18 protein-coding genes are annotated in these 20040 nt (G+C 64.1%); 12 read left to right on the forward strand and 6 right to left on the reverse strand.

The features are described 5' to 3' along the window. The first annotated feature begins 24 nt into the window (after nt 1-24). Nucleotides 25-927: a helix-turn-helix domain-containing protein gene (locus M2427_RS33755; protein WP_280711133.1), complete on the forward strand. Its 903-nt coding sequence runs from the start codon at nt 25-27 to the stop codon at nt 925-927. A gap of 9 nt (nt 928-936) precedes the next feature. On the opposite strand, the gene M2427_RS33760 is transcribed toward M2427_RS33755, so the two are convergent. Next, nucleotides 937-1422, reverse strand: a complete 486-nt coding sequence (locus tag M2427_RS33760; protein ID WP_280711134.1) for a winged helix DNA-binding protein — start codon at nt 1420-1422, stop codon at nt 937-939. 112 nt (nt 1423-1534) lie between these two features. Between M2427_RS33760 and M2427_RS33765 the strand changes: the two genes are divergently transcribed. From M2427_RS33765 to tuf, 4 genes are all read left to right on the forward strand, one after another. After that, the gene (locus M2427_RS33765) at nt 1535-2077 is read left to right on the forward strand and encodes a VOC family protein (protein ID WP_280711135.1); all 543 of its coding nucleotides are present in this window, start codon (nt 1535-1537) and stop codon (nt 2075-2077) included. 27 nt (nt 2078-2104) lie between these two features. After that, entirely contained in the window at nt 2105-3742 is a 1638-nt protein-coding gene (locus tag M2427_RS33770; RefSeq protein ID WP_280711136.1) for an FAD-dependent oxidoreductase, read from the forward strand. Next, complete coding sequence (locus M2427_RS33775) at nt 3739-3933, forward strand: DUF2783 domain-containing protein (protein WP_280711137.1); 195 nt, start codon at nt 3739-3741, stop codon at nt 3931-3933. Before M2427_RS33770 ends, M2427_RS33775 begins: the two co-directional genes overlap by 4 nt. A gap of 421 nt (nt 3934-4354) precedes the next feature. Further along, nucleotides 4355-5560: an elongation factor Tu gene (gene tuf / locus M2427_RS33780; protein ID WP_280711138.1), complete on the forward strand. Its 1206-nt coding sequence runs from the start codon at nt 4355-4357 to the stop codon at nt 5558-5560. Nucleotides 5561-5590: 30 nt separating this feature from the next. Here tuf and pcaG read toward each other — a convergent pair whose 3' ends face one another. Next, a complete protein-coding gene (gene pcaG / locus M2427_RS33785) occupies nt 5591-6217 on the reverse strand; it encodes a protocatechuate 3,4-dioxygenase subunit alpha (protein WP_280711139.1) in 627 nt (208 codons plus the stop codon). Between the two features lie 4 nt (nt 6218-6221). After that, entirely contained in the window at nt 6222-7004 is a 783-nt protein-coding gene (pcaH, locus tag M2427_RS33790; protein ID WP_280711140.1) for a protocatechuate 3,4-dioxygenase subunit beta, read from the reverse strand. Nucleotides 7005-7100: 96 nt separating this feature from the next. Here pcaH and M2427_RS33795 point away from each other — a divergent pair, with 96 nt between their 5' ends. The 3 genes from M2427_RS33795 (at nt 7101) to M2427_RS33805 (ending at nt 11055) form a co-directional block, all read left to right on the forward strand. Next, nucleotides 7101-8027 (forward strand): LysR family transcriptional regulator, encoded by a 927-nt coding sequence (locus tag M2427_RS33795; RefSeq protein WP_280711141.1) that lies wholly within the window; start codon nt 7101-7103, stop codon nt 8025-8027. A gap of 81 nt (nt 8028-8108) precedes the next feature. Continuing rightward, nucleotides 8109-9413, forward strand: coding sequence for a nicotinate phosphoribosyltransferase (pncB, locus tag M2427_RS33800; RefSeq protein WP_280711142.1), 1305 nt, complete (start codon nt 8109-8111; stop codon nt 9411-9413). A 337-nt stretch (nt 9414-9750) separates the two neighbouring features. Continuing rightward, on the forward strand, nt 9751-11055 hold the full coding sequence (locus M2427_RS33805; protein ID WP_280711143.1) for a GGDEF domain-containing protein: 1305 nt from the start codon (nt 9751-9753) through the stop codon (nt 11053-11055). Between the two features lie 15 nt (nt 11056-11070). On the opposite strand, the gene M2427_RS33810 is transcribed toward M2427_RS33805, so the two are convergent. Continuing rightward, a complete protein-coding gene (locus M2427_RS33810; RefSeq protein WP_280711144.1) occupies nt 11071-11691 on the reverse strand; it encodes a TetR/AcrR family transcriptional regulator in 621 nt (206 codons plus the stop codon). Nucleotides 11692-11742: 51 nt separating this feature from the next. Here M2427_RS33810 and M2427_RS33815 point away from each other — a divergent pair, with 51 nt between their 5' ends. The 3 genes from M2427_RS33815 (at nt 11743) to M2427_RS33825 (ending at nt 16493) form a co-directional block, all read left to right on the forward strand. Beyond that, nucleotides 11743-12009: a hypothetical protein gene (locus tag M2427_RS33815; protein WP_280711145.1), complete on the forward strand. Its 267-nt coding sequence runs from the start codon at nt 11743-11745 to the stop codon at nt 12007-12009. Nucleotides 12010-12370: 361 nt separating this feature from the next. Then, nucleotides 12371-15775, forward strand: coding sequence for an acyl-[ACP]--phospholipid O-acyltransferase (locus M2427_RS33820; protein WP_280711146.1), 3405 nt, complete (start codon nt 12371-12373; stop codon nt 15773-15775). Nucleotides 15776-15785: 10 nt separating this feature from the next. Beyond that, on the forward strand, nt 15786-16493 hold the full coding sequence (locus M2427_RS33825) for an alpha/beta fold hydrolase (protein WP_280711147.1): 708 nt from the start codon (nt 15786-15788) through the stop codon (nt 16491-16493). Here M2427_RS33825 and tcuB read toward each other — a convergent pair. Together tcuB and tcuA are read right to left on the reverse strand one after the other, a co-directional pair. Then, the gene (gene tcuB / locus M2427_RS33830) at nt 16463-17563 is read right to left on the reverse strand and encodes a tricarballylate utilization 4Fe-4S protein TcuB (RefSeq protein WP_280711148.1); all 1101 of its coding nucleotides are present in this window, start codon (nt 17561-17563) and stop codon (nt 16463-16465) included. The genes M2427_RS33825 and tcuB overlap by 31 nt on opposite strands. Beyond that, nucleotides 17550-18941, reverse strand: coding sequence for an FAD-dependent tricarballylate dehydrogenase TcuA (tcuA, locus tag M2427_RS33835; RefSeq protein ID WP_280711149.1), 1392 nt, complete (start codon nt 18939-18941; stop codon nt 17550-17552). The genes tcuB and tcuA overlap by 14 nt, the downstream gene beginning before the upstream one ends. A 156-nt stretch (nt 18942-19097) precedes the next feature. Here tcuA and M2427_RS33840 point away from each other — a divergent pair, with 156 nt between their 5' ends. Next, nucleotides 19098-19781, forward strand: a complete 684-nt coding sequence (locus tag M2427_RS33840; RefSeq protein ID WP_280711150.1) for a GntR family transcriptional regulator — start codon at nt 19098-19100, stop codon at nt 19779-19781. The last annotated feature ends 259 nt before the right edge of the window (nt 19782-20040 follow it).

The following is a 20040-nucleotide window of genomic DNA, read 5'->3' on the forward strand; positions in this document are numbered from 1 at the left end:
TTGCAGATTTCGTAAGCCGGACCGATGGAGGGTTTCGCCATTGTCTTGTACTATTCGAACATGAGAACCGCAGCCCCCACCCCGGCGATCCGGGTCTACAATCTGTTCGGCGAAGCCGGCGACCTGCCCGACGTCGTCCATTGCGAGACGATTGCCTCGCGCTCGGTGCTGCATGACTGGACGCTTGCCGTGCATCGCCACGCCCGGCTGCACCAGGTGCTGCTGATCGAGCGAGGCGGCGGCGAAGCGACGCTCGATGGACGGGTGGTGCCCTTGAAGCCGATGCAGATCGTCAACGTGCCGGTCGGCCATGTCCACGGCTTCAGCTTCGTGCCCGGAACCGAGGGTTGGGTGCTGACGATCGCCGCGGAGATTCTCGACGAGGCGCTGCTCGCAGCCGAAGGCCTGCGCGGCGTCCTGGCGCGCTCGGCCGTGGTGCGCGGCACGCCGCAGATCCGCGCCATCATGAAGCAGATCTTTGCCGAGCACGCCGCGCGCGATTTCGGCCGCGCGCATGTGCTGCGCGCATTGTCGGCGGCCATGATCGGCCTCGTCGCACGTGCGCTGACGGGCGAGAGCGGCACTGGCGGCAGTTCTGAGTCAAATCTGTTCCGCCGCTTCGAGGCTCTGCTCGAACAGCATCATCTGGAGCGCTGGACCGTTGCGGACTATGCGGAAGCGCTGGCGATCACGCCGACCCATCTCAACCGCGTCACGCGCACCGCGACCGGCGACACCGCCTCGCACCTGATCCTGAACCGGCTGATCCGCGAGGCACGGCGCAATCTCGTCTACACCAACCTGCCGGTCTCGACGATCGCCTATGCGCTCGGCTTCGAGGACCCCGCCTATTTCAGCCGGGTCTATGCCGCAGCCACCGGGCTGTCGCCGCGCGCCTTTCGCGCGCAGCTTCATGGCGGCGAGTAGGGCCAGCAGTCAGGCAAGCTTATCCGACAGTTTTCGCATGGCGCGATCGAGGATATTGATCTCCTCGGTCGTCAAGAGACGGAGAAGCTTCGCTTCACGCTCCAGGGCGAGCGGCGCGATCTTACGGTAGAGCATGCGCCCGGCATCCGTCAGGGCGACGATCAGTTCGCGGCGATCATCTGATGCGTGCGTCCGGCGGACGATGCCGCGAGCTTCCAGCCTCTTCATGGCACGGCTGACCTGCATTTTGTCGAGCGTCGTCAGCGGCCCGACTTCCTTGGTCGCGATTTCGCTGCGCGCCCCAAGGATGGCCAACACACGCCATTCCTGCCGCGACAGGGCAAAGCGCTCCAGATAGACCTCGGAGATTGCAAGCGACACCTGCTCGGCAAGTCGCGCCAGGCGGTAGGGAAAATACTGCTGGAGATCGAGGCCGGCGTCGTCCGGCACTCCGATCTTCACTCTCTTTTTTGCGTCGTTGAAACGTCCCGCCATGCCCGCCGCTCCATCGCGCAAGATCGGTCCCCGACATTTGATCCAGATCAAGGCCGAGTAATCGTAACAAATGATACTAATCGATAAAACTGGCTGCAGGGAGCGAAACATCATGCAAATCGAGAAGATCCATCACGTCGCCTACCGCTGTGTCGACGCCAAGGCGACCGTCGAGTTCTACAAGAAAGTCATGAACATGGACCTTCTCGGCGCCATCGCCGAGGACAAGGTGCCGTCCACGAAGGCGCCTGACCCCTACATGCATATCTTCCTCGATGCGGGGAACGGCAACATCCTGGCCTTCTTCGAATTGCCGAACTCGCCGCCGATGGGACGTGATCCCAACACGCCGGACTGGACGCAACACATCGCCTTCCAGGTCAAGGACCTCAACGAACTCGAGGAAGCCAAGACCCGTGCCGAGGCTGCCGGTCTCGATGTGGTCGGCGTCACCGACCACACCATCTTCAAGTCCATCTACTTTCGCGACCCGAGCGGTCACCGTATCGAGGTCGCGGCCTGGACCGCGACGCCCGACCAGCTCGACCGTATGAAATCGGTCGCGCAGGAGATGGTTGAAGAATGGTCGCGCACCAAACGGCCGCCGCGCCACACTGCATGGCTTCACGAGAAGGAATTTGCGGGCGCGCAATAGCGGCTCGCAAACCCGGAGAAGCCGACCATGACCCAATACATCTACCCTCGGTTCGACTATGTACGCTCTGCCGAGCAGGCCGCCGGCATCGTGCGCCGGCACCCGATCGTGGTGATCGGCGCCGGTCCGATCGGCCTGACCGCGGCGCTCGATTTCGCGGCGCGCGGCCAACCCGTCATCGTTCTGGACGACAACGATACCGTCAGCATCGGTTCGCGAGCCGTCTGCTATGCCAAGCGACCGCTCGAGATTTGGGACCGGCTGCAATGCGCGGCGCCCATGGTCGCGCGCGGCGTGAGTTGGAACGTGGGCAAGGTGTTCTTTCGCGATCAGCTTTCCTATCAGTTCGACCTGTTGCCGGAAGCGGACCACCGCTGGCCCGCCATGATCAATCTCCAGCAATACCACCTGGAGGAAATTCTGGTCGCCAAGTGCCGGGACAACCCGCTGATCACGCTCGCCTGGAAGCACCGCCTGATCAGCCTGAAGCAGACACCGGACCATGCCGAGCTTGCCGTCGAGACGCCCGACGGCATCTTCACCATGGAAGCGCAGTGGGTGATCGCCTGTGACGGCGCGAACTCCGATACGCGGCGAATGGTGGGCGCCGAGTTCAAGGGACAGTATTTCCAGGACCGCTTCTTGATCGCCGACGTCGTCATGAAGGCGGATTTTCCGACCGAGCGCTGGTTCTGGTTCGACCCGCCGTTTCATCGCGGCCAGTCAGTCCTGCTGCACCGGCAGTCCGACAACATCTGGCGGATCGACTTCCAGCTCGGCTGGGACGCCGATCCCGACGAGGAGAAAAAGCCCGAACGCGTGATCCCACGCATCAAGGCGATGCTCGGCGACAAGGCGGATTTCCAGCTCGAATGGGTCTCGATCTATCAGTTCGCCTGCCGGCGCATCGACAATTTCCGTCACGGCCGCGTCCTGTTCGCCGGTGACGCGGCGCATCAGGTCTCGCCATTCGGCGCGCGCGGCGCCAACACCGGCGTGCAGGATATCGACAATCTTGCGTGGAAACTCGCGATGGTGCTGCGCGGCGAAGCCTCGGAATCACTGCTCGACACCTACCACACCGAGCGTGCCTTCGCCGCAGACGACAATCTGCTGAATTCGACGCGCGCCACCGATTTCATCACCCCGAAAACCAAGGTCAGCCGCTATTTCCGCGACGCCGCGCTGGAACTCGCGCAGCACCACGATTTCGCCCGACCGCTGGTCAACAGTGGCCGGCTATCGGCTCCGACGCCTTATGTCGCCTCACCTCTGAACACGTCGGATGACAGCGGGATAGTCGGCAACATGCGGCCCGGCACCAACGCCACGGACGCTCCCATCATGATCGGCGACAAGCCTGGCTGGTTCCTCAACTGTCTCGGCGACGGATTTACGGTCGTGACCTTCGGCCATCCGACGAGCAATACGAGGGTGACGGCTGGACAACTCGAAGCGCGGATCATCTGCGTCGGACGCGACATCGAGGACGCGCGCGGCATCCTCGCCACCCGCTATGGTGCTTCGCCGGGCACCACCTATCTGTTCCGGCCCGACCAGTATATCGCTGCGCGCTGGCGAGAATTCGACGAGGCCGCGATCGCCGACGCGCTGTTGCGAGCCGCAGGCTGCACCGAAGCCTGTCAGAAGGAGCTCGCCGCATGACGCTGAACCTTAAACCTGGAATCGTCGATCCCGACGGATTCTATGCCGAGCTGATCGACAGCCAGCGGGATCTCGACGAGGAGCAATCCCTGCGCATGAACGCCCGGCTGATCCTGCTGCTCGCCAATCATATCGGTGATCGGGCGGTGCTCTCCGAGGCGATCCGTTACGCGCGTGATCCTGCGGGCTGATCGGCCAACATGGACAGCAGCGAACCGCTCGGCCCGATGAGGCCGAGCGGTTCTCATTTTGGAGGTTTCCGTCAGCGGGTCTATGCCGCAGCCACCGGGCTGTCGCCGCGCGCCTTTCGCGCGCAGCTTCATGGCGGCGAGTGAAGCGCCCCTTGCAATCGGCGCGGTCATCCCTTATGTACGCGCCTCACTTTGTAATCAGGCAACCGACAATGCGGAAGTCACAGCAAGCATCAGTGCTGATGATGACGGGAGGGCTAATGCCCTCGTCCGCCGTGGATCTGCTTTGCGCCTGAACGAACGTCACACCTGACAATCGAAGCGGCCCGGAGCGGATACGGCTCCGGGTGCCGAACGAGCTCTCGCGGTGCCCCAGAGTCGTGCAAATCCAGCACGGGAGCTCGAGCACCACAGGTGTCCTATGTCCAAAGAGAAGTTCACTCGCCTCAAGCCCAACTGCAACGTGGGTACGATCGGCCATGTGGACCATGGCAAGACGACGCTGACGGCGGCGCTGACGAAGGTCTCGGCCGATTACGGCTGGGGCGCCTTCGTCTCCTATCAGGACGTCGCCAAGGCATCGGCTGCGCAAGGTACGCGTGACGATTCTAAGATCCTGACGATTGCGACGAGCCACGTCGAGTTTTCGACGGCGGCCCGGCACTACTCGCACGTCGACTGTCCCGGCCACGCCGATTATGTGAAGAACATGATCACCGGCGCGGCGCAGATGGACGGTGCGATCCTGGTCGTCTCCGCAACCGACGGGCCGATGCCGCAGACGCGTGAGCATATCTTGCTGGCGCGACAGGTCGGCGTGCCGCGCATCGTGGTGTTCCTGAACAAGTGCGATGTCGCTGATGACCTCGAGCTGGTCGATCTCGTCGAGATCGAGCTGCGCGATCTCCTGTCGAAGTACGGCTACGACGGGGACAACGCGCCGGTCATCCGCGGCTCCGCCATCCAGGCGCTGCGCGGCGAGACCGGCCCGCTCGCGGACCAGGCGATCCTGAAGCTGTTCGAGGCGCTCGATCGCTGGATCGAGATGCCTGAGCGGCCGAATGATCGCCCGTTCCTGATGCCGATCGAAGGCGTGCAGTCGATCTCCGGCCGCGGCACCGTCGTCACCGGGCTGATCGAGCGCGGCACCGTCAAGCTCGGCGACGAGGTCGAGATCGTCGGCCTCGGCGAGACGCGCAGATCGGTGGTGACGGGCATCGAGACCTACCGGAAGATTCTCGAGCAGGGGCAGGCCGGCGACAATGTCGGCTGCCTGCTGCGTGGGATCGACCGGGAGGCGGTGCAGCGGGGCCAGGTGCTATCGCGGCCTGGCGCTGCGAAACCGCACCGGGCGTTCCGGGCGGAAGTGTACGTGCTGACAAAGGACGAAGGCGGGCGGCATACGCCCTTCTTCAAGAACTATCGTCCGCAGTTCTACTTCCGCACGGCCGACGTCACCGGCACGGTCCAGCTCGACGACGGCATCGAGATGGTGATGCCGGGCGATAGCGCCGAGCTCACGGTCGAGCTCAACAAGGCGATCGCGCTCGAAGAGCGGTCGCGCTTCGCGATCCGTGAAGGCAACCGCACCGTCGGTGCGGGTGTCGTGACCGCGATCGTGGAATAAGGAATGGGGGCCGGATCAACCGGCCCCCATTCACACATCGAAGAACACCGTCTCGTCCGGGCCCTGCAGATTGATCGTGAAGGCGTACACGACCTTGCCGGCACGCTCGCTGCGCGTGGCGACCAGCGTCTTGCGACGCACCGGAGGCTCGACCAGGTTGAGCACGGGATCGGCGGCGTTGGCGGCCTCCTCATCCGAAAAGTAGAGTCGGGTATTGAGCCCGATATTGATGCCGCGCGCGACGATCCAGACGTTGACATGCGGCGCGCATTTGCGGCCCGCCTTGTCGGTGATCGCGCCAGGCTTGATGGTCTCGAAGGTCACGAGGCCCGTCTCGAAGTCGGAACCGCCACGGCCCCAGCCGCGGAAATCCTGATCCACAGCGCCAGCGGAGCGATCGGCCGGATGGTTGTAGCGGCCAGCCGCGTTGGCCTGCCAGATCTCGAGCAGCACGTCGCGCAGCGGCGAACCAGTGCCGTCGAGCACCTTGCCTTCCAGCGTGACGCGCTCGCCCTGTGTGTTCGGCGTCACCAGCACGTTCGAGAAGTTCTTCTCGAAGATATCGAAACCGGCCATGGCCGGGATCAGGCCGATATGGACGTAGGGCCCGGCGGTTTGCGAGGCGGTTTCCTTGAGATAGTTGAGCGGCTGCGGCATGTGCTCAGTTCCCTTCGGGACGATTTTCGAAATAGGTGGAGCGCTGGCCGCGCAGCACGATGTCGAAGCGGTAGGCGAGCGAGTCGAACGGCGTCGAGGCGTTGAGGTCGAGCGGCGCGACCAGGCGATCGAGCGCGTCCTTGTCCGGGATCGTCGTCAGGATCGGGCAGATCGGGATCAGCGGATCGCCCTCAAAGTACATCTGGGTAATCAGCCGCTGCGCAAAGCCCGAGCCGAACACCGAGAAGTGGATGTGGGCAGGGCGCCAGCTGTTGACGAAGTTGCGCCAGGGATAGGGGCCTGGCTTCACGGTGCGGAAGTAGTAATAGCCGGTGTCGTCGGTCAGGGCCCGACCGCAGCCGCCGAAATTGGGATCGATCGGCGCCAGATACGTGTCTTTCTTGTGCCGGTAACGGCCGCCGGCATTGGCCTGCCAGAACTCGACCAGCGTATTCGGCACACCGCGCCCGGTCTCGTCGAGCACGCGGCCATGGACGATGATGCGCTCGCCGACGGGATCGCCGTCCTTGGCGTAGTTGCGGATCAGATCGTTGTCGAGCGGGCCGAGATCGTTGTGGCCGAACACCGGCCCCGTGATTTCCGAGACCGAGCCTTCCAGCGACAACAGCGCCTGGCGCGGCGAGCGCAGCACGGAGGATTTGTAGCCGGGGGCGTAGGCCGGCGGATGGATGCTGCGATCGCGCTGGAAGAAGCCGCCGTCGCGCGGCGTGAACGGTTCGGGGCTGTTGAGGCGGGGATCCCTGAAGGCTGGCGCCTGGACATTCATCGGCGTTGTCTCTCCCTGTGGCCGCGGCCGGTCCGGGCGCGGCGTGTTGGCGAGACCATGGGCCGGCCTATTCCACAAATAAATAGATCACTTATAATGCAATGCATGAAAGAAATCGATCATTTAGCCCTCGACGGCCACGCCCTCGAACTGTTCCTCGCGGTGCTGGAGGAAGGCTCGGTGACATCAGCCGCGACGCGTCTCGGCCTGACGCAATCCGCCGTCAGCCACGCCCTGAACAAGCTGCGGCGGATTGCCGGCGATCCATTGTTCGCGAAGTCCGGCCGCGGCATCGTCGCGACCGCCCATGCCCAGGCACTGGCCGCGAAGGCACGCGCACTGATCGACGAGATGCGAAGCTTTGCCGGCGGTGTCACCTTCACGCCGGCGAGCGCGCAGCTGTCGCTGACAATCGCTGCCAACGACTTCCAGCGCGACCTGCTGCTGCCGCGCTTCTTCGGACATGTCGCCGCGCAAGTGAAGAACCTGAACCTGCGCGTGATCCCGTCGCAATCGCCCTCGCCTGCGATGCTGCGCGAGAATCGCTGCGACCTCCTGATCACGCCGTTGCCGCCTGTTGGCATCGACATCGTGCAGAAGCGGCTGCTGAGCGATCATTACGTTTGTTATTACGATCCCAAGACGCGCACGGCGCCGTCGAGCCGCGGCGCCTATCTCGCCGCGCGCCACATCACGGTCGTCTATACCGACAATGAGCGGCTCGACTTCGATCGCCGGCTCGCTGCCAATGGCTTCCACCGTGACATCGCCATCTCCGTGCCGAGCTTTTCCGGCGTGCCGTCGTTCCTGCACGGGACGCAGATGCTGGCGAGCATGCCGAGCCTGCTCGCACAAGGCGTGATGGCTGGCTTCGCGCATGCGCGGATTCCGCTGGCGTCGCGCACGCGCACGCTGGCCGAGCTGCCGATGTTCATGGTCTGGCACCAGCGTTACCAGAAGGACCCGGCGCATCGATGGATTCGCGCGCAACTCGAGTTCGTGGCTGCGACGGCCGCCGGCTGAACCGGTCCGGCGGCCCGGGCGATGGCCAGCCCCTCGCCAAACCCACTGGTTGCGCGCGGGCGGCCACGCTAGAATTCGGCCATGACAGTGACCGATATTGCGAGCCGAACCTACAATCACAGCTGGCGGCTGGATCCCATCATCCGCAGCCTGCTTGATACCGACTTCTATAAGCTATTGATGCTGCAGATGATTCGGGAATCGTACCCGGATCAGCAGGTCACCTTTTCGGTGATCAACCGCTCGCGCCATGTGCGCCTTGCCGAAATCATCGACGAGGCCGAGCTGCGCGCCCAGCTCGACCACGCCCGCACCATCCGCTTCAGCAAGAAGGAACTGATCTGGCTTGCCGGTAACACCTTCTACGGCAAGACCCACATGTTCTCGGCGGACTTCATCCGCTGGCTTGCCGAATTCCGCTTGCCCGAATACGAGCTGCGCAAGGTCGAGGGTCAGTACGAAATTCATTTCCACGGCCCATGGACCCACAGCTCGATGTGGGAGATTCCGGCGCTCGCCATCCTCAACGAGCTGCGCTCGCGCGCGGCGATGAAGGGGCGCGGCCGGTTCGAGCTCGACGTTCTCTATGCCCGCGCCAAGGCCAAGCTGTGGACCAAGGTCGAGCGGCTGCGAAAGCTCGAAAATCTGCGGCTGTCAGATTTCGGCACGCGCCGTCGCCACGGCTTCCTGTGGCAGCGCTGGTGCGTGGAAGCGGTGAAGGAAGGGCTGGGTTCGTCCTTCATCGGCACCTCCAACGTGCTGCTGGCGATGGACAATGATCTCGAAGCGATCGGCACCAATGCGCACGAGCTGCCGATGGTCGCGGCCGCGCTCGCCAGGGACGACGAGGAATTGCGCTGGGCGCCCTATCGCATCCTCGACCAATGGCGCCAGACCTATGGCGGAAATCTCTTGATCGCGCTGCCGGATGCTTTCGGCACCAAGGCATTCCTGCGCGATGCGCCGGAATGGGTCGCCGACTGGACCGGATTCCGTCCCGACAGCGCGCCGCCGATCCAGGCCGGCGATGAGATCATCGCGTGGTGGCAGAAGAAGGGCCGCAACCCCAAGGACAAGCTGCTGGTCTTCTCCGATGCCATGGACGTCGGCTCGATCGAGGAGACCTATCACCACTTCGTCGGCCGCGTGCGGCTCTCCTTCGGCTGGGGCACCAACCTCACCAACGACTTCGTCGGCTGCGCGCCGGACGGCACCTTCAATCTCGATCCGATCTCGCTGGTCTGCAAGGTGTCGTCGGTCGACGGGCATCCCGCGGTCAAGCTCTCCGACAATCCGGAAAAGGCGACCGGCATGCCCTCCGAGATCGAGCGCTATTTGCGCGTGTTCGGCGATGCCGGGCGCGTGCGTCAGCCGGTGCTGGTCTAAAGCATGATCCGGAAAAGTGCGCAGCGGTTTTCCGAAAAGATCATGCTCAAACAAAAATCTAAAGCGCGATGACGATTCATCCCGATCTCATCGCGCTTTAGCGACCGTCCAAATTCTCTCGATCGAGTAAATCGCAAGGGTCGGATTCCGCGGCATCGGTACGCCGCTGCCTCAGAGGTTCCGGCTTGGTCGCATTTGCAATTTCGGTTTCACAGCGCTTTCACCCTGCGAGACGGTCGCGTGACATTTTCAGGGCCAGTTAAGCAGCATTCCCGCCTAGATGGAGTTATCAGCGGAACGCACCGTTGGGATCGTTGAGTGATTTGGGGAACGCAAGGTGTTTCGCAGAACGACAACGTCAAGGAAACGCAGCTTCCTGCACGTCATCAAGCTCGTCTCGCCGTTCATCATGGTCGTCGTGCTCCAGGCGACGATCGCGGGATTCAGCCTCGAGTTGATGTCGTCGGTCCGCGCCTATGTCGCGGGCGAGGCGATGTGGTCGCGCTCGCAGAAGAACGCCGTCTATTTCCTCAATCTCTATCTGCATTCGGGCGAGGCCGGCCAGTTCGCGCAATACCAGACCTCGCTCGCTGTCCCGATCGGCGACGAATATGCCAGATGGGCGCTGGAGCAGGACCCTGTCGACATCGAGACCGCACGCATCGGCTTCCTGCAAGGCGGCAACCATCCGGACGATGTTCCCGGCATGATCTGGTTGTTCCGCTACTTCAGCGGCATCAACTTCTTTCAGAAGGCGATCCGGCAGTGGGCAGCCACCGATCCGATGCTGTTGGAGCTCAGCATCTTCGGTGAAGTCATCCGGAGCGAGCTGAAGGATGGCTCCATCCGCAACGCCGATCGCCTGCAATTCCTGTCGTCGCGGCTTTCGGAGCTGAACGCGCAGTTTACCGGACATGCCGAGCGGTTCTCGATCGCCTTGGGCGAAGGCTCTCGCACCATCAAGCTGACACTGACCTGCGTCAACATCGTTACCGCCCTGGCGCTGATCCTGCTTTTGGTCTGGCACACGCGGCGACTGCTGTTGCAACGACAGGCATTCGAGGATGCCTTGCACGCGGAGAAGGAGCTCCTGGCCTTCCAGGCCTCGCACGACTGGCTCACGGGCCTCTCCAACCGCCGCGCCTTCGAGGCCGGCCTGCAGAGCGAGCTGGACAATCACGCGGCGGATTCGCTCGGTCTGATCCTGCTTGACCTCGACCAGTTCAAGAGCGTCAACGACAGCTGCGGCCATCTCGCCGGCGATCGGCTGCTGTGCCAGGTCGCGCAGCTGCTGCAGCAGAAGCGGCGGCCGCAAGATCTGGTCGCCCGGCTCGGCGGCGACGAATTCGCTCTGATCCTGCCGCAGTGCCTGCCCTACGACGCGGTCGACATCGCCGAGCGGCTGCGGCGGTCGCTCGAGCTGTTCAGTTTCGTCTGGGGCGACCGCTGCTTTGCGGTCACTGGCAGCATCGGCGTCGCCTGCATCACCGACGGCAACACCACACTCGAGGAGGCGATGCGTCGGGCGGATGCCGCCTGCTATCGCGCCAAGGAGAGGGGGCGCAACCGGGTTCAGGTCGACAACGGACAGCAGGATGTCGTTGTCGTCCCCCCGAGGCCGCGCGAAGCCGCTCGGGCCTGACGGCAGCCGTCGCAATCATCGCGCCGGCAGGATCCCGAGCCCGACGAGATGCGCGTCCAGGAACTGCGTGACCTGCTGGCGCAGCATCTGCGGCGGCACCGCGACCATCCGCTCTTCGAGGCCGAGCGAGATGATGCCGTGGACCGCCGAAAACAGCGTCCGCGACAACAGCGCGATCTGCACGTCATCCGCATCAGGCAGCACCCGCACCAGGGGCGGATGCATCAGCGCGAAGGCGTCCATCACCATCTGAAGGATGTCATCGGGATACGGACGATCGTCCTCCATCCGGTGCTCGAACAGCGAGCGCAGCAGATTGGCGTTCTCGGCGAAGAAATCGAGATAGGTCTCGGCTAGACCATAGAGCTGGCCGACCGGATCCTCGACCGGAACCCCGCGCAGCCGCGCCGTCAGGGCCTGAACCGTCTCCCTGTTGACCGTCAGGATCACCCCGTCGAAGTCGCCGAACTCGTTATAGACACTGCCGATGGAGCAGCCGGCAGCGTCCGCCACGTCGCGAACCTTCAATGATCTGAGACCCTTAGCTGCAATAATGTCCCGGGCGATCTCCAGGATCTGGAGCCGCCTCCGATTTTTTTTCTGGTCCCGGAGCGATTCTTCTTGAACATTGTTCATTTTCAAGCTACTCATGTGAACATTGTTCAAATTAACTCGGAGACCTGCAAAATGCAAACCCTCGCTGTTGATATCGCCTCCACCTTCGTCGATGACGCCGCGGCCCTGATCAGCGGCTTCGGCCGGACCATCCTGCGGGCTGCGATGGCGCCGATCGATCGGATCGCAAATGCCTGCGACATCGCCGGCGTGCTCGCTGAGCGCCGTGCGACCTTCCAGATGTGGCGTGCCAACCGCGCTCGGACCCGGCACACGGGCCGCCGCGCCAGCGTGCTCAACCGCCTCAACCCCTTTCGCCATCTGGCTCACCTCACCTGAGGACAAGCCGATGTTGCATGCGGGTCCCTTCGAATGCGAACGCCGGCCGCAACAAAGGACTTACTATGTCCTGATATTGCCGGCCGACTCGGCGAAAGTCAGGGACGCTGTTCAGCTTTTCCTATCGGCCCCGGCGATATCCCCATCATCGCGGCATTTCCGCCCGAAGCTGCGGCCGCGACCGGATATTTGCGAACCTAACGAGACAGGCTGGAGACCAACAGGATCGGAGGGACCGAGGGGAACAGAGCAGGCCGGTGACCACGGTCACGCTGCGATCGCTCCTCGCACACTTTTCCGGTCGTGACCTTCGACCCGCAACACAACAACCTCAGGCTGCCTTTCCAAAACAGGACTAGTCATGATCAGGGAATTGATGTCGTCACGCCGCTTTGCGCCGCTGTTCGGGGCGCAGTTCTTCTCGGCGCTCAATGACAACGTGCTCAAGAACGCACTTGTCATCATCCTGCTTTACAGCGCCGCGACCGGCCACGGTGATGCGCTGGTGACGGTGGCAGGCGCCGTCTTCATCTTCCCCTATTTCATCCTGTCCGGGCTCGGCGGCCAGCTCGCCGACAAATACGTCAAATCGGTCGTCGCACGACGCTTGAAGTTCGCCGAGATTTTTGCCGCTGGCTTCGCCGCGGCCGGCTTCTTCATGCATTCGGTGCCGCTGCTGTTCATCGCGCTCGGGCTGTTCGGCGTCATCGCCGCCCTGTTCGGCCCGGTGAAATACGCCATGCTGCCGGACCAGCTCGAAATCGGTGAACTCGCCACCGGCAACGCGCTGGTCGAAGGCGCGACCTTCATGGCCATCCTGCTCGGCACCGTCGCCGGCGGCCAGTTCGTGGCCGGCTCCACTCACATGGGCTGGGTCGCATCGGCCGTGGTCGTATTGGCTCTGTTGTCCTGGGCCTTCGCCTCGCGCATTCCGCAAACGACGCCCTCCGCGCCCGATCTGCCTGTCGATGCCAATCCCTGGACCTCGACAGTCAGCCTGCTCAAGACACTGCATGCCGACCACCGGCTGTGGGACGGCACCGTGATCGTCTCCTGGTTCTGGCTGGTCGGCGCGATCGTGCTGTCGCTGTTGCCGGCGCTGGTCAAGGACGTCGTCGGTGGAAGCGAAGGCGTGGTGACGCTGTGCCTTGCGATCTTCGCGATCGGCATCGCCATCGGCTCGCTGTTTGCGGCCAGCCTCAGCCATGTTCGCCCGAACCTCGCGCTGGTGCCGATCGGCGCCATCATGATGGGCTTTGCCGGCATCGACCTCGCCTGGGCCATCGGTGTCACGGTGAAGGGCAATGACATCGCCGCGGTCGATTTCGCAACCTCGTTCGCAGGTTTGCGCATGCTGATCGACTTCGTCGCCTTCGCGTTCGGTGGCGGCCTGTTCGTCGTGCCGTCCTTCGCGGCGGTGCAGGCCTGGTCGGCCCCGAACGAGCGCGCCCGCATCATCGCCGCCGGCAACGTGTTGCAGGCCGCTTTCATGGTGGTTGGCTCGCTGTTCGTTGCGCTGCTTCAGGCGGCCGGATTGCATGTCGGCTGGATCTTCTTTGGCCTCGGCGTCGCCAGCTTCGGCGCGGTGTGGTTCGTGCTGACCAAGTGGGGCAAGGAAGGCGTGCGCGATTTCGGCGCCCTCTTGTTCCGCGCGCTGTTCCGCACCGAAGTCCGCGGGCTCGAGAACCTGCCGCCTCCGGGCACGCGCATGCTGATCGCGCCCAATCACGTCAGCCTGATCGACGGCCCGCTGCTGCACGCCGTGCTGCCGATCGACGCGAGCTTTGCCGTGGATACCGGCATCTCGAAGGCGTGGTGGGCCAAGCCGTTCCTGCGTGTGGTCAAGCACTACACGATGGACCCGACCAAGCCGCTCGCCGCGCGCGACCTGATCAAGCTCGTTGCCGCCGGTGAACCCGTCGTGATCTTCCCGGAAGGCCGCATCACCGTCTCCGGATCGCTGATGAAGGTCTATGATGGCACCGCGATGATCGCGGACAAGGCCGACGCGGTGGTCGTTCCGGTTCGCATCGAGGGCGCGCAGCGTTCGCATCTCAGCTACCTCACCTCCAGCCAGATCAAGCGCTCGTGGTTCCCGCGGGTGACGGTGACGATCCTGCCGCCGGTCAAGCTGCCGATCGATGACACGCTGAAGGGCAAGGCGCGCCGCAATGCCGCGGGCGCCGCGCTCCAGGACGTCATGATCGACGCAATGGTCAAGAACGCGATGCTCGATCACACGCTGTTCGAAGCACTCGGCCACGCCTATCGCGACCGCGACACCGGCAAGGTGATCATCGAGGACGCGCTCGGCACCAAGCTGACCTATCGCAAGCTGATCCTCGGCGCGCAGGTTCTGAGCCGCAAGTTAGAAGCCGGCACGATGGCCGGCGAGAATGTCGGCGTGCTGCTGCCGAACTCCGCAGGCGTCGCCGTGGTCTTCATGGCGCTGCAGAGCATCGGACGGGTCCCGGCGATGCTCAACTTCTCCGCCGGCCCGGTCAACGTGACAGCCGCCATGACGGCCGCGCAGGTCAAGACCGTACTGACCTCAAGAGCCTTCATCGAGAAGGGCAAGCTCGACAAGCTGATGGCCGCGATCTCGGCGGAAGCGCGTGTCGTCTATCTCGAGGACATCAGAGCCTCGATTGCGACAGCCGACAAGATCAAGGGCATGCTCGACGGCACCGCGCCGCGCGTTGTCCGCCAGGCCAACGATCCCGCCGTCGTGCTGTTCACATCTGGCTCGGAAGGCACACCCAAGGGCGTCGTGCTGTCCCACCGCAACATCCTCGCCAACGCGGCGCAGGCGCTGGCGCGGGTCGACGCCAACGCGAACGACAAGGTGTTCAACGTGCTGCCGGTGTTCCACTCGTTCGGGCTGACAGGCGGAATGATGATGCCTGTTCTGGCGGGCATTCCGATCTACATGTATCCCTCGCCGCTGCACTACCGCATCGTGCCCGAGCTGATCTACCAGACCGGCGCCACGATCCTGTTCGGCACCGACACGTTCCTGTCCGGCTATGCACGTTCGGCGCACGCCTACGACTTCCGCACCCTGCGCCTGGTGATTGCCGGCGCCGAGGCCGTCAAGGACCGCACACGCCAGGTGTTCATGGAGCGCTACGGCATCCGCATTCTCGAAGGCTATGGCGTCACCGAGACGGCGCCGGTGCTGGCGATGAACACGCCGATGGCCAACCGCCCCGGCACCGTCGGCCGCCTGTCGCCGCTGATGGAAAGCAAGCTCGATCCGGTCCCCGGCATCGAGGAAGGTGGACGCCTCTCGGTGCGCGGACCGAACGTGATGCTCGGTTACCTCAGGGCCGAAAATCCCGGCGTGCTCGAAGTGCTCCCCGAGGGCTGGCACGACACCGGCGACATCGTCGCGATCGACGCCGCCGGCTTCATCACCATCAAGGGCCGCGCCAAGCGCTTTGCCAAGATTGCGGGCGAAATGGTCTCGCTGTCGGCGGTCGAAAGCATCGCGACCACGCTGTGGCCGCAGGCCGCGTCGATCGCCGTGTCGATCCCCGACCAGCGCAAGGGCGAGCGCATCGTGCTGCTGACGACGCAAAAGAACGCCGAACGCAGCGCGATGCAGGCCCAGGCCAAGTCGATCGGCGCCTCCGAGCTGACCGTGCCGGCGGCGATCATGGTGGTCGACAAGGTGCCGCTGCTCGGCACCGGCAAGACCGACTATGTCACGGCGACGACGATGGCCCGCGAGCAGGCCGCCCCGGCGGAGCGCGAAGTTGCGTAAGGTCCAACCCATGGCCGTCGCACCGGCGGATACAAGGTGTGACGGCGTGGTGCTGCTTCACGGCATCGGCGTCGGTTCGTGGACCCTGAAGAAGCTGGAGCGAACTTTGCAGCGCCGCAGTTTTGCGACGCTCAATCTCAACTACGCGAGCCGCAAGAAGCCGCTCGAAGCGCTCGCTGAGGACATCCACGCCCCGATCGCTGCATTCGCGGCGCAATGCGACGGGGCGATCCACTTCGTCGCTCATTCCATGGGCGGGCTGGTGACGCGTGTCTATCTTTCAAGGCACCGGCCGGCACGGCTCGGCCGTGTTGTGATGTTGGGGACGCCCAACGGCGGCAGCGAGATCGCTGATCTGTTGAAGGGCTTCGCCGTCTACCGCGCCGTTTTCGGTCCGGCCGGCTTGCAGCTCACCACCGAGCAAGCCCCCGTGCTCACCGCCCTGCCGTCGCCTGACTACGCCATCGGCATCATTGCGGGCTGCCGCACCATCGCGCCGATCGCCTCGACTTTTGTCTTGCCCCGTCCCAACGACGGCAAGGTTTCAGTCGCAAGTGCGAAGTTGTCTGGCATGGCCGACCACATTGTCGTCAAGGCAGCGCACGCGGGGTTACCGCGACACCCCATCGCAATCGAGCAAACCATCGCATTCCTGCACGATGGCCGTTTCAGCTCCGACGAGGCGGCTCACGCCGATGTGCGCCGCTCCTGCGCGTAACGCACCAGCGCCACGAAACGATAGATGCCATGCACGAACTTGCCATAGGGCATGGTGATGAACAGCGCAAACACCGCGCCAAGATGCAACGCCAGCAGCGGCCCCATGGCGGCGGTTTCGCGCAGGATCAGAACCAGCATGCCGGTCACTCCGGTCAGGAACAGCATGGCGATGAAGCCGACATCCATGCCGTAGCTGTTCTGGTCGAGCAGCTCAGGCGCGCGGCGCGATTTGGCGGCGAACAACCCGATGGGGCCGACGACGAGGCCGATGCCGCCGAGCGTGCCGAGCACGACAGGCAGATCCCACCACGGATATGGCGCCTCGCGGCCGAGCAGATAGTGATAGAGCGTTGCGACCGACGTCGCGGCAAAGCACAGCAGGAAGCCGTAGAACGTCAGATGGTGAAAAAGCCTGCGCCGGTCGGCCGGCTTGTCGTCCTCGTTGTAGCAGCCGACGCCGCCGCCATGGAGATAGCGGAGCTCGCCGGCATCGCGGATCGCCTGAAAAATCGAGCCGCCATCGGCCCGGCCGCCGATCGGTGTGCCGATGTCGCGCCAGAACGCGCGCACGCTCATGACCAGCGCAAGGATCGCATAGAGAAACGCGGCGCTGAACAGTGCGGCCATCGCATTATGCGGCATCAGTCTGTAGAAGGCGCCGGGGCCGGAGTGCACGCCGAACAGCACGCTGCGGTCGTTCAGCGCCACGAAACCGAGGATGAAGCCTGCCATGCTCAGTGCGGCAATAATGCTGATGACAAGGCCGTTGCGCGTGAAGGCGCCGGACAGCGCCTGCGGCCAGGCATAGGCGGCATAGGATTCCGCACGCGCGACCGCGAGCGTTTGGGGAACGTTGACGTTGAACTCGTGCGGCGGCGAGAACTGGCAATCGACGTAGCAGGCGCCGCAGGAATGGCAGAGATTGGCGAGATAGTTGAGATCGCCGTCGGAGAAGGCGCGGCGCATCTCCATGGCCGGAAATACCGCGCAAAGACCCTCGCAGTAGCGGCAGGAATTGCAGACCGTCATCAGACGGTCGGCTTCGTCAAGAATTCTAGTTCCGTGCATGTTTCGCCGCTTCCCGTCCTGCGATCCGCCCGAACACGCTGCCGATGGTCATGCCCATGCCGGCGGCGTAGCCCTTGCCGAGCACATTGCCGGCCATGATCTCGCCGGCCGCAAACATGTTGGCCGACGGTTTTCCGTCAGCCATCAGCATTCGCGCCTCCTTGTTCACGCGCGTGCCGAGATAGGTGAAGGTGATGCCGGGCCGCACCGGGTAAGCAAGATAAGGCGGCGTCTCGATCTTGCGCGCCCAGTGTGTCTTGGGCGGCGTGATGCCTTCGGTCACGCAATCGTCGAGGATGGTGTGGTCGAACGTGCCAGGCCGCACCGCCGCGTTGAACTCGGTGATGGTCTTTTCCAGCGCGGCCGGCTCGAGCTCCAGCTTCCCGGCAAGCTCGGCGATGGTTTGACCGGCGATCGGCGGGAACAGCGTCGGCATGAAGCTGGTGACGACGGTGGAGTCAAAAATGATGTAGGCGATCTGGTCGGGCTGCGCGGCAACCAGACGGCCCCAGATTGCGTAGCGCTTCGGCCAGATGTCTTCGCCCTCATCGTAGAAGCGCTGTGCGTGCTTGTTGACGACGATGCCGAACACCACCGAGTCATGCCGCGTGATGATGCCGCCGTCGAATTTCGGCGCACGAGCATCGATCGCGACCGCATGGCACTGGGTGGGATCGCCAACCTCCTGCACGCCCTTGTCGAGCAGCATTTTCAGGATCGAGCCGCGGTTATAGGGCGTGCCGCGGATCAGGAAATTGTCGGCGGCCTCGCCCCAATATTGCTTCAGCCATTCGATGTTGGCCTCGAACCCGCCGGCCGCTGCGACCAGCGAGGTCGCCCGGATCTCGGTCTCGCCGTCAATCGGCCGCTTGAGGCGGGCGGCGAGGAACATGCCGTCCTCGATGACGAGATCGGTGACCTCGGCGTCGTATTCGACGTCGACGCCAAGCTGTTCGGCGGTGAGATAGAGCGCGTTGAGCATCGCGCGGCCACCGCCGAGGAAGAAGGAGTTGGTGCGGCCGAGGCTCAGCGTGCCGCCGAGCGAAGGTTGCCAGCGCACGCCCTGCTCCACGATCCAGTTGAGGATATCCTTGGACTCGCGGATCATGTGGCGGGCGAGCACCTCGTCGGTCTGCCCGCCGGTGACGCGCAACAGGTCCTCCCAAAACTCGTCCTCGGTGTAGGGACCGGTGAGGATCTCGGTCGCCGCGTCATGGGCGCAGCGCATGTTGCGGGTGTGGCGGGTGTTGCCGCCGCGATAGAATTTTGGCGCGCCTTCGAGCACCAGCACGGAGGCGCCGCCGCGACGGGCGCTGATCGCCGCGCACAGCGCCGCGTTGCCGCCTCCGATCACCAGCACATCATATTTGTTGCCCATGCCGTCTGCCCGATGCGACGAAGTTGGAAACATTCTGCCCGCCGGCGGTCTCGGTCAAGCCGAGAGGCCATTGCGTACTTTTGTATACAAAGATATACAGAAGCGGCGCAAGCGGCATCTGTGCATGGGCCGGATGCGTTACGAGCTTGAGGATTCATGGCCAAGCGCCCGGCTAAAGCAGGCGGATCGATCGCGCGCGGCGGTGGCCTCGCGCTCGGCGAAGCCGTGTTCCGCTCGCTCTGCGAGGCGCTCCAGGCCGGCAACTACCGCGCCGGCGACCGCCTGCGCGAGGAGGAAGTCGCGCAGCGGCTCAAGGTCAGCCGCACGCCGGTGCGTGAGGCCCTCGGCCGCCTCGCGGCGCGCGGCTTCGTCGAGCCCGCCGGCGGCCGCGGGCTGATCGTGCGCAACCTCGACATCTCCGAAGTGCTCGAGCTCTACGCCATGCGCGAGATCATGGAAGGCGCCGCCGCGCGCCTCGCCGCCGAGCACGCATCGGCACCGGAGATCGACGCGCTCAGGGATATCGAACAGGCCTTTGTCGAAGCGCCCGCGACCGACGCCGCCGAGATGGCAAGACTCAACCGTGCCTTCCACGAAGCGATCTGCCGCGCCGCGCGCAACCGCTATCTCGACAATGCCTCGCGCGAGCTGCAGGACTGGATCGCCCTGCTCGGCCCGACCACCTTCACCGTGACGGGTCGACCCTCGACCAGCCACCGCGAGCATCAGGCCATAATCGAGGCCATCGCCGCCCGCGACGGCGACAAGGCCGAGCAGCTTGCGCGCGCCCACATCCGCGAGGCGCTGCGCTGCCGGCTCAAGCTGCTGCAGAAGCAGTAGGGCCTGTACTCATGAACGTCAGCTTCCGCGGGTTACGCGGAAGTCGCTCCGTTTGGCCTGCATCGACTGCTTATGGACCCATAGGCGACGTCAGGCTGTCAGTGGCTGCCTCCAGCCAGGCCAATTCGCCTCTTCCGGAACGATGGCCTAGCCCGATAAGATGCCGTCGAGGACCGGGGGGCAGATATGGCGTGGGCATCAAGGTCAGGCGGCAAAAAGAGAAAGGCGAAAGCCCGCCAGCCAGGTCGGGCCAAAGGCC

Origin of the sequence: Bradyrhizobium sp. BR13661, assembly GCF_029892425.1 — a bacterium.
Classification (GTDB): Bacteria; Pseudomonadota; Alphaproteobacteria; order Rhizobiales; family Xanthobacteraceae; genus Bradyrhizobium.

Bases quoted from the DNA above. Each gene is read 5' to 3' on its own strand.
- M2427_RS33755 (WP_280711133.1), top strand. From the start codon at position 25: ATGGAGGGTTTCGCCATTGTCTTGTACTATTCGAACATGAGAACCGCA.
- M2427_RS33760 (WP_280711134.1), bottom strand. From the start codon at position 1,422: ATGGCGGGACGTTTCAACGACGCAAAAAAGAGAGTGAAGATCGGAGTG.
- M2427_RS33765 (WP_280711135.1), top strand. From the start codon at position 1,535: ATGCAAATCGAGAAGATCCATCACGTCGCCTACCGCTGTGTCGACGCC.
- M2427_RS33770 (WP_280711136.1), top strand. From the start codon at position 2,105: ATGACCCAATACATCTACCCTCGGTTCGACTATGTACGCTCTGCCGAG.
- M2427_RS33775 (WP_280711137.1), top strand. From the start codon at position 3,739: ATGACGCTGAACCTTAAACCTGGAATCGTCGATCCCGACGGATTCTAT.
- tuf (WP_280711138.1), top strand. From the start codon at position 4,355: ATGTCCAAAGAGAAGTTCACTCGCCTCAAGCCCAACTGCAACGTGGGT.
- pcaG (WP_280711139.1), bottom strand. From the start codon at position 6,217: ATGCCGCAGCCGCTCAACTATCTCAAGGAAACCGCCTCGCAAACCGCC.
- pcaH (WP_280711140.1), bottom strand. From the start codon at position 7,004: ATGAATGTCCAGGCGCCAGCCTTCAGGGATCCCCGCCTCAACAGCCCC.
- M2427_RS33795 (WP_280711141.1), top strand. From the start codon at position 7,101: ATGCAATGCATGAAAGAAATCGATCATTTAGCCCTCGACGGCCACGCC.
- pncB (WP_280711142.1), top strand. From the start codon at position 8,109: ATGACAGTGACCGATATTGCGAGCCGAACCTACAATCACAGCTGGCGG.
- M2427_RS33810 (WP_280711144.1), bottom strand. From the start codon at position 11,691: ATGAACAATGTTCAAGAAGAATCGCTCCGGGACCAGAAAAAAAATCGG.
- M2427_RS33815 (WP_280711145.1), top strand. From the start codon at position 11,743: ATGCAAACCCTCGCTGTTGATATCGCCTCCACCTTCGTCGATGACGCC.
- M2427_RS33820 (WP_280711146.1), top strand. From the start codon at position 12,371: ATGATCAGGGAATTGATGTCGTCACGCCGCTTTGCGCCGCTGTTCGGG.
- M2427_RS33825 (WP_280711147.1), top strand. From the start codon at position 15,786: ATGGCCGTCGCACCGGCGGATACAAGGTGTGACGGCGTGGTGCTGCTT.
- tcuB (WP_280711148.1), bottom strand. From the start codon at position 17,563: ATGCACGGAACTAGAATTCTTGACGAAGCCGACCGTCTGATGACGGTC.
- tcuA (WP_280711149.1), bottom strand. From the start codon at position 18,941: ATGGGCAACAAATATGATGTGCTGGTGATCGGAGGCGGCAACGCGGCG.
- M2427_RS33840 (WP_280711150.1), top strand. From the start codon at position 19,098: ATGGCCAAGCGCCCGGCTAAAGCAGGCGGATCGATCGCGCGCGGCGGT.